This window comes from Actinoplanes xinjiangensis (genome assembly GCF_003148685.1).
In the GTDB taxonomy this organism is placed as follows: Bacteria; Actinomycetota; Actinomycetes; order Mycobacteriales; family Micromonosporaceae; genus Actinoplanes; species Actinoplanes xinjiangensis.
Window position 1 is genome coordinate 51,360 of sequence record NZ_QGGR01000038.1, and the last position, 16,897, is coordinate 68,256.

At 71.0% G+C, this 16,897-nt stretch carries 15 protein-coding genes; 10 read left to right on the forward strand and 5 right to left on the reverse strand.

The genetic code is table 11. The annotated features are described in order from the left end of the window. Positions 1 to 117 precede the first annotated feature (117 nt). Positions 118 to 1,179, forward strand: coding sequence for an alkene reductase (locus BC793_RS43850; RefSeq protein WP_109602562.1), 1,062 nt, complete (start codon positions 118 to 120; stop codon positions 1,177 to 1,179). A gap of 59 nt (positions 1,180 to 1,238) precedes the next feature. After that, entirely contained in the window at positions 1,239 to 1,652 is a 414-nt protein-coding gene (locus BC793_RS43855) for a MarR family winged helix-turn-helix transcriptional regulator (protein ID WP_211340664.1), read from the forward strand. Positions 1,653 to 1,659: 7 nt separating this feature from the next. Here the strand turns inward: BC793_RS43855 and manD are convergent, their stop codons facing one another. Then, entirely contained in the window at positions 1,660 to 2,868 is a 1,209-nt protein-coding gene (manD, locus tag BC793_RS43860; RefSeq protein WP_109602564.1) for a D-mannonate dehydratase ManD, read from the reverse strand. Between the two features lie 79 nt (positions 2,869 to 2,947). Between manD and BC793_RS43865 the strand changes: the two genes are divergently transcribed. Next, positions 2,948 to 3,454: a SigE family RNA polymerase sigma factor gene (locus BC793_RS43865; protein WP_109602565.1), complete on the forward strand. Its 507-nt coding sequence runs from the start codon at positions 2,948 to 2,950 to the stop codon at positions 3,452 to 3,454. Beyond that, entirely contained in the window at positions 3,451 to 4,680 is a 1,230-nt protein-coding gene (locus BC793_RS43870) for a hypothetical protein (protein ID WP_109602566.1), read from the forward strand. Before BC793_RS43865 ends, BC793_RS43870 begins: the two co-directional genes overlap by 4 nt. A 3-nt stretch (positions 4,681 to 4,683) precedes the next feature. On the opposite strand, the gene BC793_RS43875 is transcribed toward BC793_RS43870, so the two are convergent. Further along, positions 4,684 to 5,661, reverse strand: coding sequence for a 2-dehydropantoate 2-reductase (locus tag BC793_RS43875; RefSeq protein ID WP_109602567.1), 978 nt, complete (start codon positions 5,659 to 5,661; stop codon positions 4,684 to 4,686). Positions 5,662 to 5,782: 121 nt separating this feature from the next. Here BC793_RS43875 and BC793_RS43880 point away from each other — a divergent pair, with 121 nt between their 5' ends. Next, positions 5,783 to 6,373: a TetR/AcrR family transcriptional regulator gene (locus tag BC793_RS43880; RefSeq protein ID WP_146246738.1), complete on the forward strand. Its 591-nt coding sequence runs from the start codon at positions 5,783 to 5,785 to the stop codon at positions 6,371 to 6,373. Here BC793_RS43880 and BC793_RS43885 read toward each other — a convergent pair. Further along, positions 6,366 to 7,082, reverse strand: a complete 717-nt coding sequence (locus BC793_RS43885) for an alpha/beta fold hydrolase (RefSeq protein ID WP_109602569.1) — start codon at positions 7,080 to 7,082, stop codon at positions 6,366 to 6,368. The genes BC793_RS43880 and BC793_RS43885 overlap by 8 nt on opposite strands. A 309-nt stretch (positions 7,083 to 7,391) precedes the next feature. On the opposite strand from BC793_RS43885, the gene BC793_RS43890 reads away from it, so the two are divergent. From BC793_RS43890 to BC793_RS43900, 3 genes are all read left to right on the forward strand, one after another. Further along, entirely contained in the window at positions 7,392 to 8,756 is a 1,365-nt protein-coding gene (locus BC793_RS43890; protein ID WP_109602593.1) for a gluzincin family metallopeptidase, read from the forward strand. 168 nt (positions 8,757 to 8,924) lie between these two features. Next, positions 8,925 to 9,746, forward strand: coding sequence for a MerR family transcriptional regulator (locus BC793_RS43895; RefSeq protein ID WP_109602570.1), 822 nt, complete (start codon positions 8,925 to 8,927; stop codon positions 9,744 to 9,746). Then, the gene (locus tag BC793_RS43900) at positions 9,743 to 10,315 is read left to right on the forward strand and encodes a GyrI-like domain-containing protein (RefSeq protein ID WP_109602571.1); all 573 of its coding nucleotides are present in this window, start codon (positions 9,743 to 9,745) and stop codon (positions 10,313 to 10,315) included. The genes BC793_RS43895 and BC793_RS43900 overlap by 4 nt, the downstream gene beginning before the upstream one ends. Positions 10,316 to 10,358: 43 nt before the next feature. On the opposite strand, the gene BC793_RS43905 is transcribed toward BC793_RS43900, so the two are convergent. Beyond that, positions 10,359 to 11,138, reverse strand: a complete 780-nt coding sequence (locus BC793_RS43905) for an NPP1 family protein (RefSeq protein WP_109602572.1) — start codon at positions 11,136 to 11,138, stop codon at positions 10,359 to 10,361. Positions 11,139 to 11,364: 226 nt separating this feature from the next. On the opposite strand from BC793_RS43905, the gene BC793_RS52590 reads away from it, so the two are divergent. Continuing rightward, the gene (locus BC793_RS52590; protein ID WP_146246739.1) at positions 11,365 to 13,551 is read left to right on the forward strand and encodes a putative bifunctional diguanylate cyclase/phosphodiesterase; all 2,187 of its coding nucleotides are present in this window, start codon (positions 11,365 to 11,367) and stop codon (positions 13,549 to 13,551) included. A gap of 170 nt (positions 13,552 to 13,721) precedes the next feature. Here the strand turns inward: BC793_RS52590 and BC793_RS43915 are convergent, their stop codons facing one another. Continuing rightward, entirely contained in the window at positions 13,722 to 14,159 is a 438-nt protein-coding gene (locus tag BC793_RS43915; protein WP_239170662.1) for a DoxX family protein, read from the reverse strand. A gap of 306 nt (positions 14,160 to 14,465) precedes the next feature. Here BC793_RS43915 and BC793_RS43920 point away from each other — a divergent pair, with 306 nt between their 5' ends. Continuing rightward, positions 14,466 to 16,892, forward strand: coding sequence for a beta-L-arabinofuranosidase domain-containing protein (locus BC793_RS43920; protein WP_109602575.1), 2,427 nt, complete (start codon positions 14,466 to 14,468; stop codon positions 16,890 to 16,892). Positions 16,893 to 16,897 lie beyond the last annotated feature (5 nt).

Here is a 16,897-nt window from a genome sequence, read left to right on the forward strand (position 1 = left end):
CTCAATACTTGGCTAGCCACACATTCGCTGCTACGTTATGTGTCTAGCCACATAACGTGGTGCCGCCCGTTCCACCCCCGATCCCCTCCGCCCATCACCGAACCGAAGGAACCCCTCATGCTGAACGCCCTGTGGACGCCGGCCACCGTCGGTGCCATGTCCCTCCCGCACCGCCTGGTCATGGCTCCCATGACCCGTGACCGCTCCACCCCGGAAGGCGTGCCGACCGAGCTGAACGCCGAGTACTACGCCCAGCGCGCCTCGCACGCGCTGATCATCACCGAGGGCACCCAGCCCTCCTCCGACGGTCAGGGCTACCTGCTCACGCCCGGCATCCACGACGACGGGCAGATCGCCGGATGGCGCAAGGTCACCGACGCCGTGCACGCCGCCGACGGCCGGATCGTCATCCAGCTGATGCACACCGGCCGCATCTCGCACCCGGACAACACCCCGCATGGACGCCTGCCGGTCGCCCCTTCGGCTGTGCGGCCGCAGGGCGTGATGTTCACCGCGTCCGGGCCCCAGGAGATGCCGGCACCCCGCGCGCTGTCGACGCCGGAGGTCGCGGCGACCGTCGACGACTTCCGCCGCGCCGCCGCGGCCGCCGTCGCGGCGGGCGCCGACGGTGTGGAGATCCACGGTGCCAACGGTTACCTGGTGCACCAGTTCCTCTCCGACAGCACCAACCGGCGCACCGACCGCTACGGCGGCTCCATCGGCAACCGCATCCGGTTCGCCGTCGAGGTCACCGCTGCCGTGGCCGACGAGATCGGCGCCGACCGCACCGGCCTGCGGATCTCCCCCGGCAACCCGTACAACGACATCGCCGAGTCCGACACCGCCGAGCTGTATCCCGCGCTCGTGCGCGCGCTCGGCCCGCTCGGCCTCGCCTACCTGCACGTCATGCACCTGGGCGACGACGCACTGCTGGGCGAGCTGCGCGCGTTGTGGCCGACCACACTGATCCTCAACCGGGCCGGTGCCGACCTGCCCGTCCGCGCCGGGGACATCGCGAAGGGCACGGCCGATCTGGTCTCCGTCGGCACACTCGCGCTGGCCAACCCGGATTTGGTCGAGCGGCTACGCTCGGACGCGCCCCTGAACACCCCCGATCCGGCGACCTTCTACGGCGGCGGGGAGGGCGGCTACACCGACTACCCCTTCCACACCGCCTAAGGAACCGAACGATGCACGTTCCTGTACCGCAGGTCCCCACTACGGCCAGTGACGGCCGAGTGAGTTACGCGATCTTCCAGCTCGCCCGCGCCCACCGCGGTCACGCCGCCGCCATGCTGCGCGAGATGGACCTGCACCCCGGCCAGGAACTGCTGCTGATGCATCTGCTCGACCGGGACGGTCAGACCCAGTCCGAACTGCTCGACAGCGTCGGCCTGGACCACTCCACCGTCTCCAAGTCCCTGCGCCGCATGCAGGACGCCGGTCTGCTGGTCCGCGAGCCGGCCCCGCACGACCGGCGGGTCCTGGTCGTCCACCTCACCGACAAGGGCCGTGCCATGCGCGAGCCCCTGACGGCGATGTGGCGGGCCCTCGAGGAGATCTCCGTGCGGGACCTGTCGGAGCAGCAGGCGCAGTCCTTCATCCAGACCGCCTACGCGATGACCGAGGCGATCAAGGGCGGGCCCCGGTGATTCGTGATCACCAGCTGTGCATGGTGCCGTCCTCCAGACGGTTCACCGGGAGGGCGGCCGGGCGGTACGGGTACCGCGCGGCCAGCTCCTCGTCGATGTCGACGCCGAGCCCCGGCTCCTCGGACGGGTGCAGGTAGCCGTCGGCGAAGTGGTATCCGTGCGGGAAGACGGCATCGGTGGCCTCGGTGTGGCGCATGTACTCCTGGAGGCCGAAGTTGGGGATGGCGAGATCCAGGTGCAGCGCCGCGGCCATGCACACGGGGGACAGGTCGGTGGCGCCGTGTGACCCGCTGCGCACGTGATACAGGTTGGCCAGGTCGAAGATGCGGCGCAGGTGACTGATCCCGCCGGCGTGCACGACGGTCGCCCGGATGTAGTCGATGAGCTGTTCGCTGATCAGCTGCTGGCAGTCCCAGATGGAGTTGAAGACCTCGCCGACGGCGATCGGGGTGGTGGTGTGCTGCCGGATCAGGCGGAAGCCCTCCTGGAGTTCGGCGGGCACCGGGTCCTCGATCCAGGTCAGGTTGTAGGGCTCCAGGCTCTTGCCGAGCCGGGCCGCCTCGATCGGGGTGAGCCGGTGGTGCACGTCGTGCAGCAGTTTCAGCGTCGGCCCGAACTCGTCGCGGACCCGGGCGAACACCTCCGGGACGTGGTCGAGGTAGTGGGCGGTGGACCAGGTGTTCTCGGTCGGCAGCGCGGCGTCCGCGGGTTCGTAGAAGAGCCGGTCCTTGGACACCCCGTAGGTGCTGGCCAGCCCGGGGACGCCGGTCTGCACCCGGACGGCCCGGTAGCCGAGGTCCACATAGTTGGCGATCTCCGGCAGGACGGCGTCGACGGTGTCTGCGTTGGCGTGGCCGTAGACGGTCACCCCCTCCCGGGACCGCCCGCCGAGCAGCTGGTAGACCGGTAGCCCGGCGACCTTGCCCTTGATGTCCCACAGGGCCGTGTCGACCGCGGCGATGGCCGACATGGTCACCGGCCCGCGCCGCCAGTACGCGCCCCGGTACAGGTACTGCCAGGTGTCCTCGATCCGCGAGGCGTCCCGCCCGATCAGCGCCGGGATCACGTGTTCCTGCAGGTAGGCCGCGACGGCCAGTTCCCGCCCGTTCAGGGTCGCGTCGCCGACTCCGTACACTCCGGACGACGTCACGATCTTCAGGGTGACGAAGTTCCGGTCGGGGCAGGTCACGATCACCCGGGCGTCGGCGATTTTCACGGGAATCCTCCGGGGGCAGCGGCCAGGAGATCCGACTTTATCGATCCGCTCGAGTCTGGCCAACCATTCGGGGGTGCCCATGCGTTGGACAGGTGTGGACAGCGACTTCGCCGCCTTCGTCGAGGCACGACAGCACCGGTTGCTGCGCTCGGCGTACCTGGTCTGCGGCGACCATCATCTTGCCGAGGACCTGTTACAGGGTGCCCTGGTCAAACTCGCGCTCCGGTGGAACCGGGTGCGTGAGGGCGACCCCGAGGCGTTCCTGCGCACGGTGATGTACCGCGACGCGGTCTCCTGGTGGCGCCGGTTCCGCCGGGAGCAGCTCAGTGACGCGCCCCCGGAACGGCCGGCCGGTGGCGACGACGTGCCGAGCCGGCTGGTCTTCGAGGCGGCGCTGCGGCGACTGCCACCACGGCAACGGGCGGTGCTGGTGCTGCGCTACTTCGACGACCTCACCGAGGCCCGCACCGCGGACATCCTCGGCGTCACGGTCGGCACGGTGAAGAGCCAGGCCAGCGCCGCCCTGCGGAAACTGCGGGACCTCGCGCCGGAACTCGGCGAGATGGTCGGAAAGGATCGACGATGACGGCTGACCGGCTCACCGAACTTCTCGAGGACAGCTCCGCGGAGGTCGCCCCGCCGTCCTTCGCCGCCACCGCCTGGGCCACCGCCCGCCGGGTACGCCGCCGCCGTCAGGTGCTGGCGTCGGTGGCCGCGTTCGCCGCCGTGGTCGCGGTCACGGTGCCGCTGCGTGACCGGGGCGGCGACGACATCGTCCCGGCCCCGCCGGCCCAGTCCGCACCCGCGTCGGCGGCCCCGGCCGGCGTCGACGTGATGCCCGCGAAACCGGTCCAGCGGGCTCTCCCGGGGCTGCCCGTGAACTTCGCGATTCCGGCCGACGCGGCGAAGCTCTCCCAGCACCCGGTGGAGCAGGCGGTCGCGGTGGTCCAGGACCATGCCGGGGAGTCGGCGGATCAGTCGATGCGGCCGCTGCACGTGATCGACGCGGCCGGGCGATGGACCCGGGTCGACGTCGGCGACCTGGTGCGTACCCATGACGAGGGGGGAAACCAGGCGGAGCCGCTGCGCAGCACCGCCCTCTCGCCGGACGGCCGTCGCATCGCGGTGCCGCAGCCGGAGGCGCTGGTGGTCATCGACCTGCCCGCCGCGAAGGCGCACCGGATCCCGCTGCCCGGCCTCAACGAGCAGGTCATGTGGTGGGGCGACGAGACCGTGTTCGTCGGCCAGGAATCGACCGGCGTGACCCGGGTCGACTGGGCCAGCGGTGTTGTCAGCCCGGAGCCGGCCGCGATGTCGGCCTGGATCGGCGGCGGAAGCCCGGTCGCGGCCGCGGACATCGCGGACCTGATCACGGCGGGCGAGGACCGGCGGGTCCGGGTGTGGCGCCCGGGCGACGCGACACCGGTGCGCGAGGTCCCGGTCGACTTCGTGACGGTGCGGCCGGAGGGTTATGCGGTCAGCGAGTGGTACGGCGCGGCGATGCCCGACGGCGCGGGGCGGGTCGCAGCCGCCGCGTGGGGCGACCGGGTCCCGCCCGGTGGCCCCGGGAACTACGGCGGCGTGCAGATGCTGACCGTGGTCGACACCACCACGGGCCGGGTGGACCGGTTGCTCGACCTCGGCACGACCCGCTCGAAGAGCTGCTGCGAGGTCCTCGGCTGGATCGACGACCAGACCCTGCTGGCGCACACCGACCTCGAGGGTCTGATCACCTGGAACACCCGGACCGGCGAGATCACCCGGGTCACCACCGGTCCGGTCGCCGCCACCGTCTCGGTCAGGCCGCGGTGACGGTCACTTGTGGTTGACGCCGTGCATCAGCGCGAGGATGGCCCGGTTGAGCGGCACCGGTACGCCGTGCTGATCACCGAGGCGCACCACGGCCCCGGTGATCAGCTCGTGCTCGGTGGCGCGGCCGGCCAGCCGGTCGTAGAGCATCGACGTGCCGTCGTCGCCGGCGAACCCGTCGTAGATCTCCAGGGTGTGCTCGATGTCGGCGTCGGAGAGCCGGGCGCCGGCGGCCCGGCCCACGGCGATCGCCTCGTCGAGCAGGGCGCGGGTCAGCTCCCGGACGGCCGGCTCGTGCTGGATCACCGACATCCGCTTCATGGTCAGTGAGGTCACCGGGTTGGCGCCCACGTTGGTGAGCAGCTTGCGCCAGGCGGCGGTGGAGAAGTCGGCGACCCGCTCGACGTGCAGCCACGACCCGTCCAGCAGTGCCGCGAAGCGGTCCGCGGGGTCGGTCGCGGTCGCGCAGACCCGTCCGGCGCGGGCGGTCGACGGCTCGTCGAAGGTCGCCCGGGCCGCGTCGAAGGTCGTTCCCGGCGCGCCCGGGACGGTGATCCGGGCGCCCATCCGGTGCAGCACGTGCCCGGAACCCAGCGACTCGGCGGCCACGTAGACCAGGGCCGGCAGCACCCGGGTCCCGCGCGGCACCAGCGGCCCGATCCGCTCGGCGTGGTCCACCCCGTTCTGCAGCACCACGACCGTGGTGTTCGGCCCGATCAGCGGCCCGAACCAGGCGGCCGCCCCGGCCGCGTCCTGTGCCTTGGTGGCCAGCAGCACCCAGTCGACCTCGGTCGCCTCGGAGGGGTCGACCAGCACCGGCACGTCGATCTCGCGCACGCTGTCGGCGCGCTCGACGACCAGGCGGTCGATCGGCCGCCGTGCGCAGACGACGACGTCGTGCCCGGCGTCCACCGCGGCAGCCGCGACCACCGTGCCGACCGCGCCGGCCCCGATCACCGCGACGCGGGTCCGTCGTGTGGTCATTCCAGCCTCCCGAGATAACTGAGAAGATTTTCTCACTTCCCAGTCTGCGGGAGATCTTTTTCGTCGTTGTTACGGCCGGCGCCGGCCCTCGGTGATCCGGCCCACTCCTAAGATCACCTCCATGACTGACAGGCCGCGGCGCGGTGACGCCCGGATGCGCCGGTCCGCGCTGCTGGCCGCCGTCGGCGAGCTGCTGGCCGAGCGCGGGCCCGGGTTCTCCCTGGCCGAGGCCGCCGGGCTGGCCGGCATCTCGACGGCCACCGCCTACCGGAACTTCTCCGACACGGCCAGCGCGATCGACGCCTTCTACGCCGAGCTCAGCGGTGACCTGCTGGCCGCCTTCGACCGGCTGCCGGCCGGGCCGGACCCGGTCGCCGACATCCGCGCCGCCTGCCGCGAGTGGGTGGCACAGGCGTCCCGGTGGGGCGCGGCGGCGGTGCACGTACGCTCCCCGCGCGGCGTCCTGGCGCGGCGCGAGGACTCGTTCGTCGGCGGCCTCTACGAACGTCTCGGCGGCCTGGTCGGGCGGGCGATCGACAGTGGCGCGGCGCCCGCGCAGGACGTCCGCTTCGCCGTCCTGATGTGGGTCACGATCTTCGATGAGCGTGTCGTCGTCGACCTGACCCACACCCTCGGCTGGACCACGCGGCAGGTCGCCGATCACCTCACCGGCGCCCTGCTGCGGGTCCTCGGCCTGCCCTCGGTCAGCTGACCGCGGCGACCGCCTCCAGGATCGTCTCGGCGACGGCGGCCGGCTGGGAGACCGGCAGGGCGTGGCCGGCGCCCGGGATCTCCCGCTGCACGCGGCCCTCGGCCCGCTTCGCCATCCAGCGCATCGCCTCGGCGGGGATGTTGCGGTCCGCGTCACCCCAGATGAAGAAGCCCGGGAGGGTACGCCAGACCGGCTCGCCCTCGGCCAGTCCCTCGGTGAGCGCGGCCTCGGTGACCGGTCGCTGGGTGATCGCCATCAGCGCGGCCGTCGCCGGGTCGACGTCGGCGGCGAACTGCTGCGGGAACTTCTCCGCCTCGATCGACAGCTCGACGCCACCACCGGTCAGCGTGCGCGCGACGACCGCACCGCCGAGGGTGCTGCCCTCGAACTTCCCGGAGAGCTGGAGTGCGCTCTCGCCCGCGTCGGGGGTGAACGCGGCCACGTAGACCAGCGCCTTGACGGCCTCGTCGCCGGCCGCGGCCGCGGTGATGACCTGACCGCCGTACGAGTGACCGACGAGGATCACCGGCCGGCCCAGTGCGGCGACCACGTCGCGCACGTAGGCGGCGTCACCGGAGAGGCTGCGCAGCGGGTTCGCCACGGCCAGCGTGGTGACACCCGCCGCGGTCAGCTCCGCCGCGACCCCGTTCCAGCTGGCGGACTCGGCGAACGCGCCGTGCACCAGGACGACCACCGGTTTCTCGGACATGTGTACCTCCCGTGGATGTTTCGACGATGCCGGAACCTACCGACGGCTTGTGGGCGGTCAGTGACAAACGAGTGCATCGCCCGGGAACAGTGGGTCCCGCGGCCAAGGCGGCCGACTGCATTTGTCCGGCACATTGCCGCCAACGTCGGACAAGTGACTGTTTTTCCTACGGCGTGCCGGCGGTCGAGTGCGGGGCCCGTCCCGCCCTCGACCTTCTTTGGGATGGTTCTTGGACAATGGCGTTGACTTCCCGCCGATGGAGGAATCGCATGAAGGCCTCTAAATAATCACCAGCGGGTGGAGGCACTCATGTCCCTTGAACTGGATCGCAGGCTGGCCGATGTAGGCACCCGGTTCCGGATCTTCCCGCAGCCCCGGTTCCTGCAGAAGGCCGACGGATCCGGGCCGCTCTTCCCCGAGCCCGAAGAGGTCACGGTCTCCGTGGAGCCGGGTGCCATGCAGGCCGGGCCGGGCGACGACCGGATGTTCGTGATCGACGCGATCGGGAAGCTGCCGTACAACCGGTTCTTCCGGCCACCCTTCCGGGGTGACGCCCGGCCGCCGGTCCAGGCGGGCGACGACGGCCATTTCGATCACCTCGATCCGGCCGGCCGGGAATTCTCCGCGGCCACCATGTACGCCACGGTCCGCCGGGTCCTCGACATCTGGGAGGACTACTTCGGACGTACGATTCAATGGCATTTCGAATCTGATTTCTCCCGTCTCGAACTGATCCCGTTGATCGAATGGGACAACGCTCAGTCCGGCTACGGTTTCCTGGAGTTCGGATTCGGGCGCAAGCCGAACGGGACCATCGATCACGACCGGCCGTTCTGCGAGAATTTCGACGTGCTCGCCCACGAGCTGGGGCACAGCATCATCTTCGCCGAGGTCGGTGTGCCGGCCAGCCCGCAGGACGAGGCCATCGACTACGGCGGCATGCACGAGTCGGCCGGTGACCTGGTCGCGATCGTGGCGTCGCTGCACTTCCACTCGGTCGTCGACATGCTGCTCGACTCGACGAAGGGCAACCTGCTCACCATCAACGGCCTGGACCGGGTCGGTGAGCTGTCGGACAGCCGGGAGATCCGCGTCGTGTTCAACTCCCGCCGGATGTCCGACGTGGGCGAGGAACCGCACGACCGGTCGCTGCCGCTGACCGGTGCGATCTTCGACATCATGGTCGAGGTGTTCCAGCAGGACCTGGTCGCGAAGAAGCTGATCAGCGAGGACCTGCGGACCCGGTCGACGAACCTGCCCGGTACCTCGCAGGATCTCCTCGAGATCGAGGCTGAGTTCACCGCCGCGTACACCGGTAACGAGGCCGCGTTCAAGGACTCGCTGCTGCGCGCCCGCGACTACCTGGGCCGGCTGCTCGCGGTCACCTGGAGCAGGATCTCGCCGGACTTCCTGACCTACCACGGCGTTCTGCGGACTCTGCTGGCCGCCGACCGGGAGATCACCGGCGGCGAGAACGTGCCGATCATCCGCTCGTGTTTCGCCTGGCGGGAGATCGCCCCGGTGCCGACGTCGCTGATGCTGCGCCAGCACACCCTGGTCGACTGCGGCCTGACCGCGGGCAAGGGCGTCACGGTTCCCGACCCCGGCGCGCCGGCCGACCCGCAGATCCCGGCGCCCCGCGCCAACGGTGCCGCCTTCGTCAACCGGCTCTGAGAGATCCGGCCGGGTGGGCGCCGCACAGACGCCCACCCGCCTCCGAGGGTCCGGCGGGTGCGTCGTGCCCGTTTCCGGGCCGGTCGAGGACCCGCCGGTGGCCCGAGGCGAGAATGAGTTGACTCTCCCGCCGGGGGAGACCCGAGCCTTGAGCGCGAAGGAGGAACCGTGGACGATCTGATCCCGATCGGTCGTTTCTCCCGGATGAGCCGGCTGTCGATCAAGGCCCTGCGCTTCTACGACGAGCAGGGGCTGCTCGCTCCGGCGTGGGTCGATCCGGGATCCGGGTACCGCTACTACCTGCGGGCGCAGGCCGCGCGGGCCGAGGCGATCCGGGTGCTGCGGACCGTCGACATGCCGGTCGGGGAGATCCGTGACCTGCTCGCCGACGACGATCCGGAGCTGATCGGCCGACGCCTCTCGGCGCACCGGGAGCGGCTGCGGGCCCGGCTCGCCGAGCAGGAGCGGATGCTGCGGTTCCTCGAACGTCTCATCGATCGAGGAGGAAACGTCATGCCGTACGAGGTCGTCGTCAAGGAGGTTCCGGACGTCGCGGTGGCGAGCCTGACCCGGCGCACGAGCCTGGCCACCATCGCCGCCACGATCCAGCAGGGGTTCGGTGCGGTGGTCGGCGCGATCGGCACGGCCGGGGCGCATCCGGCCGGCCCGCCGTTCCTGGTCTACCACGACGTCATCGACGAGGCGACCGAGGGTGATGTGGAGATCTGCATCCCGGTTCCGGCCGCGACGGTGCTGCCGGACGGCCCGGTCGGCGTGCGCACGGTGCCCGGCGGCCCGGTCGCGTCGGCCGTCCATCGTGGGCCGTACCAGGAGATCGCCCCGGCCTATCACGTGGTGACCGGCTGGATCGAGGAGAACGGCCGCAAGCCGTCCGGGCCACCGCGGGAGATCTACCTGAACGATCCGCAGAGCGTGGCGCCCGACGAGCTGCTCACCGAGGTGCAGTTCCCCGTCGAGGGTGTGCGGTGACCGGGAAGACCGACTACAAGCGGGAGATCGACGCCTACTCCGCCCGCCGCGGACAGTTCCGGATCCTCGACGTGCCCGACCTGCGATACCTCATGATCGACGGGTACGGCGACCCCAACGGCCCGGCCTTCACCGAGGCGGTCGGGGCGCTCTATCCGGTGGCCTACCGGCTCAAGTTCGCCGCCCGCCGGCAGGGCCGCGATCACGTCGTCATGCCGCTGGAGGGACTGTGGTGGGCCGACGACATGGACTCGTTCACCACGGCCCGCGACAAGAGCCGATGGCACTGGACCCTGATGATCATGGTGCCGGACGGGATCGACGAGGACCTGGTCGGCGACGGCGTCCGCCTCGGCACGCTGTCCGAGGGCCGCTGCGTGCAGACGATGCACGTCGGCTCGTTCGACGACGAGGCCGAGGTCCTGAGCCGGATGCACGACGAGTTCATCCCGGCCAGCGGGCTGCGGATGACCGGCCGGCACCATGAGATCTACCTCAGTGATGCGCGCCGGACCGCCCCGGAGAAACGGCGCACCATCCTGCGGCAGCCGGTGCTCCCGGCGCGGTAGCCGGGCCCGCCCCGCCCGAGGAGGGCGGGGCGGGCGGCGTACGTCAGCCGGCGGGGTTGAAGGTGATGCCGGCGGGCAGTGCCTTGGTGAGCAGGCCGGTGAAGTTGGCGTCCTTGAGCCCGAAGTTGGCGCTGCCGAAGTCGTGGTTGCTCAGCGTGGTGCGGATGGCGGTGGACGGGAAGCCGTTCCAGCCGACCAGCGACGGGTACTGCCAGGTGCCGTGGCCGTTCTCCGGCGGCTCGTCGTTGGACCCGGCGATCCGGAACGCGTGCGTGCTCGCCCCGTCCTTGTGGTAGACGACCTTCGGGTGGTTGCCGGTCCATCGCACGCTGCCCGCCGCGTGGACGTCGAAGTCGCCGTGCGCCGACGTGGAGACGTACTTCGCCACGTCGTTCTGCACCCACACCACGACGTGCTCCCAGTCGTGCCGATGGCCGCCGATCGAGGTGTTCGCGAGTGCCTGGTCCTTCTCGAAATACAGGCCGTACGCGATGGCGCACCACCCGTTGTTGCACCTGTACCGCGAATAGCCGTTGGTGTTGTCCAGATCGGCGTTGTCGTGGCAGTCGCCGCTGAGCGAGCCGGTCGGCTTGAGCCCGCCGTTGACGGTGCCGGCCGGGCCGATCGCCGGAGTCGGGTAGCAGCCGTCGGTGTCGTAGTCGTACGCCGGCTGCCACCTGCTCTCGATGGCCTCGGCGTTGCCGGGCAGTTCGGCCGGGGGAGCGGCGAGCGCCGGGACGGCCGTGACGGCGAGCAGCGCGAGCGCGCCGCCGGCGACGACCGCCGAGCGGAGTGCCCGGCGGCGGGGAGTGGTGGGGGACATCGGACTCCTCGGATCGATCGGGGGGAATCGTTCCGTCGGATCTCCGCACGGCCGCGTGGGTGGTGAGGCGTCCACCGGGCTGCGCGGGGATCAACGCTCGGCGAACACCACGTCCTCGATCGGCCGGCGGCGTACCCGCCGGTAACAATCGATCAGCTTGGTGCTTCTGGCCCTGGGGGGCAAGAGTTTGTCTCAACTCCCGTCGCCATGAGCCGACAATGCGGACGTGAGGCGGAGGTCGGAGAGGCGCGCGGACGCGGTGCCGCGCCGTGTGCTGCTGCCCCTGGCCGCGATCCTCCCGGTGCAGGTCGTGGGCTGGGTGCTCCCGACCTGGTATCCGATGATCCTCGGGATGTCGCTGGCCGTGGTGGACGCGATCGGCGTCTTCTACCTGACCCGGGTCGCCCGGCTCGGTCTCAACGTGCTGCCCTGCCGGATGGGTGCGGTCGCCCGCGGGCTGGGGGTGGTCAACGCGGTGACGTTGACCGTCTGGCTGGCCGGCGGGCCGGCCTGGCTGTGGTGGGCCGCGGTGGCCACCCACATCGGCGGGATGGCCCTACTGGGCCTCTCCACGGTGCTCGGCCCGCTGTTGCGCCTGAGCGGGCCGCACCGGCAGGCGTTCGCCGCGGAGATGCTGGCGGTCGGCGCGGCCGCGGTGATGGTGGTCTGGTTCGCCGGCCTGGATCCGGCGCTGCTGTCCGGCCAGTCCGGTGCGGCCTGGAGCATCATCGGTGGCCTGCTGGTCGCCGACCTCATGCTCGCCATGGCGATCGCCGCGATGATGCTGCGCGGCATGGTCGACCACTGGCGGGACCCGATCACGGTGCTGATCACCGGGATGACGCTGGCCATCCTCGCCGACACCCGATGGGCGACCGGCCTGCCGGGTGGGGTGGAACGCCTGGTCGAGCCGACCGGCGGCGTGCTCGTGGTGACCGCACACCTGCTGCTCACCCTCTCCCCGCTGATGTCGGCATCCGGCGTCGGCAGTGTCATCGACCGCGCCCGCCGCGCCGGTCCGCCGCGCTGGGTCGCCTACCTGCCGCTCGCCGCGCTGGTCACCGGGGTGACCCTGCTGCTCGTGGTGATCGTGCGGACCTCCGGGTTCCTGCGCTGGAGCGGCCTGGTCGTGGCGATGGCCGTCATCCTGGCCGCGGTGACCTTCCGCTACTGGCTGTCGCTGCGCACCAGCCGGGCGCGGGCCGGCCGGGACCCGGAGACCGGGCTGGCCAACCGGGCCGGGCTGAAGGAGGCGCTGGCCGCGGTGGTCCGCGCGCGGGAGCCGTTCGGCGTCCTGGTGATCGCGGTCTCCGAGCCGCGGGCCCAGCACCGCATGTCGGTGATCCTGCGGGGCAACGTCCGCGCCGAGGACCTGATCGCCCGGGTCGGCCCGGCCGCGTTCGGGGTGCTGCTCACCGACGCGGGCGTGGCCGGGGAGGCGACCGTGGCGGCGCAGCGGGTGCTGGCCGCGGCGGAGGCCGACGGGTTGCGGTGCTCGATCGGTGTGGCGGTCGCCCGTGCCGGGGAGCCCGCCAGGACGGTGCTGCGCAACGCCGAGATCGCGATGAGTCACGCGGCACGGTCGGTGACGTCGACCTTCGCCGTCCACGAGCCGTCGATGAACGATCGCCGGGCGGCGGACGCGGCGATCGCCGAGGCTCTGGAGGGCGCACTCCAGCGCGACGAGTTCACCGTTCTCTACCAGCCCATCGTCGACCTGGCGAGCGGCCGCGTGGTGGCGGCCGAGGCGCTGCTGCGCTGGCAGCACCCGCTGCACGGCGCGGTGTCACCGGCCACGTTCATCCCGGTGGCCGAACGGTCCGGCGAGATCGTCGGCATCGGGCGGTGGGTGCTGGAGCAGGCGGTACGGCAGGTGGCCGCCTGGCGCGCGGCCGGTGCCGACCTGTCGGTGACGGTCAACGTCTCGCCGCGCCAGCTACAGGAACCGCATCTCGCGCGGGACGTGCTCGCCGTGCTGGAGCGGGCCGGTGCACCGGCCGAGAGCCTGGTCGTCGAGGTGACCGAGTCGGCGATGGTCGACGAGGCGGTCGAGGTCGCGGCGCTGCGGCGGTTGCGGTCGGCGGGGGTCCGGATCGCCATCGACGATTTCGGCACCGGCTACTCGTCCCTGCAGTACCTGACCCGCCTGCCGGTCGACATCCTCAAGATCGACCGCAGTTTCGTGGCACAGATGGACGGCACCCCGGAGGGTGCGGCCATCGCCGAGGCGGTGATCCGGCTGGCCCAGATCCTGCGATTGACCACGGTCGCCGAAGGCGTCGAGACGGAGGGCCAGGCCGCCGAGTTGCTGGCTCTGGGCTCGGAGCGGGGCCAGGGCTACCTGTTCTCCCGCCCGGTGCCGCCGGAGCAGGTGTCCGCTCTGGTCGCGCGGCGCCAGGACGCGGTGGCCTGACCGCCCGCGCGGCGGCACGACGTGGTGGCATGACCGCCCGCGCGGCGCCGGGACGCGGTGGCCTGACCGCCCGCGCGGCGCCGGGACGTGGTGGCCCGACCGCCCGCGCGGCGGCACGACGTGGTGGTCTGACCGCCCCGGCCGCCGGCCCGGCCGGGGCGGTTCGCCGGTCACGCGGAGGCTCTCGCTCTCGCCTTCTCCTCGGTGACCGCGGGGGTCGCGGCGCGCTGGTTGCGGATCAGCGCGTCGACCGACCACGGCCCACCGCCGACGACGGCGATCAGGAGGAACGACCAGGCGTACAGGGCGGGGGTGACGCCGCCGTTCTCGATCGGCATCAGGCCCTGCGGCTGGTGCACCACGAAGTAGGCGTACGCCATCGAGCCGGATGCGAGGATCGCGGCCGGGCGGGTGCCCAGTCCGACGAGGACGAGCAGACCGCAGACGAGTTGGATGAGTCCGGCGTACCAGTTGGGCCACAGCCCGACCGCCGCCGGTTCACCCGTGCCGCGGCTGCCGCCGAGCAGGCCGAACACCGTGGCGAGCCCGTGGCAGGTGAACAACAGGCCGACGACGACCCGGAACAGCAGCCAGGTGATCTCAGACACGCGAGGCGATGACAATAGACGCTCCTCTGTCGTGAAGTGGACAATCTGGAAACCCACCCTAGGTGTTGCCCGGGTCGGTTTATATAGATGATCTTAAATTTCGCCTAAGAGTCCGGGCTGACGGAAATCTCTTCGTAACCGGTTCTGCATCTTGCCGAAAACGTTTTCGTAAGGCAGCGTGTGCCGCAGGCGAGCCGCACGCGGGGGCGGGTCGGCCGGAGCCGCCCAGGAGTGCCGCACGCTGCACTTTCCTAGGGCGCCTCCGCTTCCCATGCATCGACATGACTCGATTGCAGAGGTGTCCTCATGCGTTTCAACCGTCGTACCGTCCTGATCGCCGGCGCGGCCGGGGCAGCAGGTGCCCTGCTCCCCACCGGACCGGCCCGGGCCGCCCGCCCCGACTTCGGGGTCTCGGCGTATCCCTTCCCTCTCACCGCCGTGCGGCTGGGCTCCGGCCCGTTCGCCGACAACACCGGCCGCACCCACGCCTACCTGCGGTTCCTCGACGCCGACCGGCTGCTGCACATGTTCCGGATCACCGCCGGCCGATCCTCGTCGGCCACCCCGTGCGGCGGCTGGGAATCACCCTCCACCGAGCTGCGCGGCCACTCCCTCGGACACGTGCTCACCGCCCTCGCCCAGGCGTACGCGAGCACCGGCGACACCGCCCACCAGGCCAAGGGCGACTACCTGGTCGCGCAACTCGCCCTCTGCCAGCGGCCCAACGGCTACCTCTCGGCCTACCCGGAGTCGTTCATCGACCGGGTCGAGACCGGGCAGCAGGTGTGGGCCCCCTACTACACGCTCCACAAGATCGTGCAGGGGCTGCTCGACTGGCACCGGCTCACCGGCAGCGCCCAGGCCCTCGCGGTGCTCCAGCGCAAGGCCGCCTGGATCCAGGCCCGCAACAGCCGGCTCACCCACGCCCAGCGCCAGCAGATGCTGCGCGTCGAGTTCGGCGGCATCGGCGAGACCCTGTTCAACCTCTACCAGCTCACCGAGGAGCCGGTGCACCTGTTCACCGCCCAGTACTTCGACCACGCCCAGGTGCTCGACCCGCTCGCCGCCGGGGTCGACGCGCTCGCCGGGTTCCACGCCAACACCCAGATCCCCAAGGCGCTCGCCGCGATCCGTGGCTACCACGCGACCGGCGACACCCGGTACCGCGACATCGCGGTCAACTTCTGGAACTTCGTGGTCCGCCGGCACTCGTACGCGATCGGCGGCAACTCCAACGGCGAGTACTTCCAGGCACCGAACCGGATCGCCGCGGAGCTGTCCGACACCACCTGCGAGTGCTGCAACACGTACAACATGCTGAAGTTGACCCGGCAGTTGTTCTTCACCGACCCGTCCCGGGCCGCCGAGTTCATGGACTTCTACGAGAAGGCGCTCTACAACCACCTGCTCGGCGCGCAGAACCCGAACTCGGCACACGGGCACCACTGCTACTACGTGCCGTTGCGGGCCGGCGGAATCAAGACGTACAGCAACGACTACAACGACTTCACCTGCTGCCACGGCACCGGCATGGAGACCGGCACCAAGTTCGCCGACAGCATCTACTTTCATGTTGACAGGACGCTCTACGTCAACATGTACATCGCGTCAACATTGACGTGGTCAAGTCGTGGCATCACGATCCGGCAGGACACCACCTATCCGGAGAGCCCGTCCACCCGGCTCACCGTCACCGCCGGCTCCGGCGCGATCGACATGCGGATCCGCATCCCGTCCTGGACCACCGGCGCCCAGGTCCGGGTCAACGGTGCCGTCACCGGCACGGCCACGCCCGGCACGTACCTGTCGATCGATCGCACCTGGACCACCGGCGACGTCGTCGATGTCAGCCTCCCGATGACGCTCGCCCTGGAGGCCGCGCCGGACGACCCGACGGTGCGCGCCGTCAAGCACGGGCCGATCGTGCTGGCCGGGCAGTTCGGCAGCGAGAACCTCGGCTCCCTGCCGGTCCTCGACCCGGCCGTGCTGAGGCCCGGCACCGCCGCGCTGGAGTACACCGCCGGACCGGTGCTGCTCCGGCCGTTCTACAAGACCCACGGCCAGCGCTACTCCGTCTACTGGTCTGTCACCGGCAGCACGCCGAAGGAGGCCCGCTACCCGTTCGACGAGACGTCCGGCACGACCACCGCCGACGCCACCGGCAACGGCTGGACCGGCACGCTCGCCGGAGGCGTCACCCGCACCGCCGGCCGCAGCGGCAACGCGGTCCTGCTCAACGGCGCGAACGGGCACGTCAGCCTGCCCGGCGGCATCCTCGCCGGCGTCACCGCCTTCACCGTCGCCACCTGGGTGCGCATCGACACCGCCGCCACCTGGTCCCGGGTGTTCGACTTCGGCACCGGCACCGGCGCATACCTCTTCCTCACCCCGCGCAGCGGCGCCGGCACCGCCCGGTACGCGATCACCACCGGCGGCTCCGGCGCCGAACAGCACATCGACGCCCCGGTCGCGCTCCCCACCGGAGCATGGGCCCACATCGCCGTCACCCACACCGGCAACCTCGGCGTGCTCTACGTCAACGGCGCCGAGGCCGCCCGCAACACCGCGCTGACGGTACGCCCGTCCGCGCTGCCGTCCACCACCCGGAACTGGATCGGCCGCTCCCAGTACGCCACCGATCCCTATCTGACCGCCGCCGTGGACGGGTTCCGGATCCACAGCCGGGCGCTGTCCGCGGCAGAGGTCGCTCAACTGTTTTCCACCGGACAGTAGAGAGG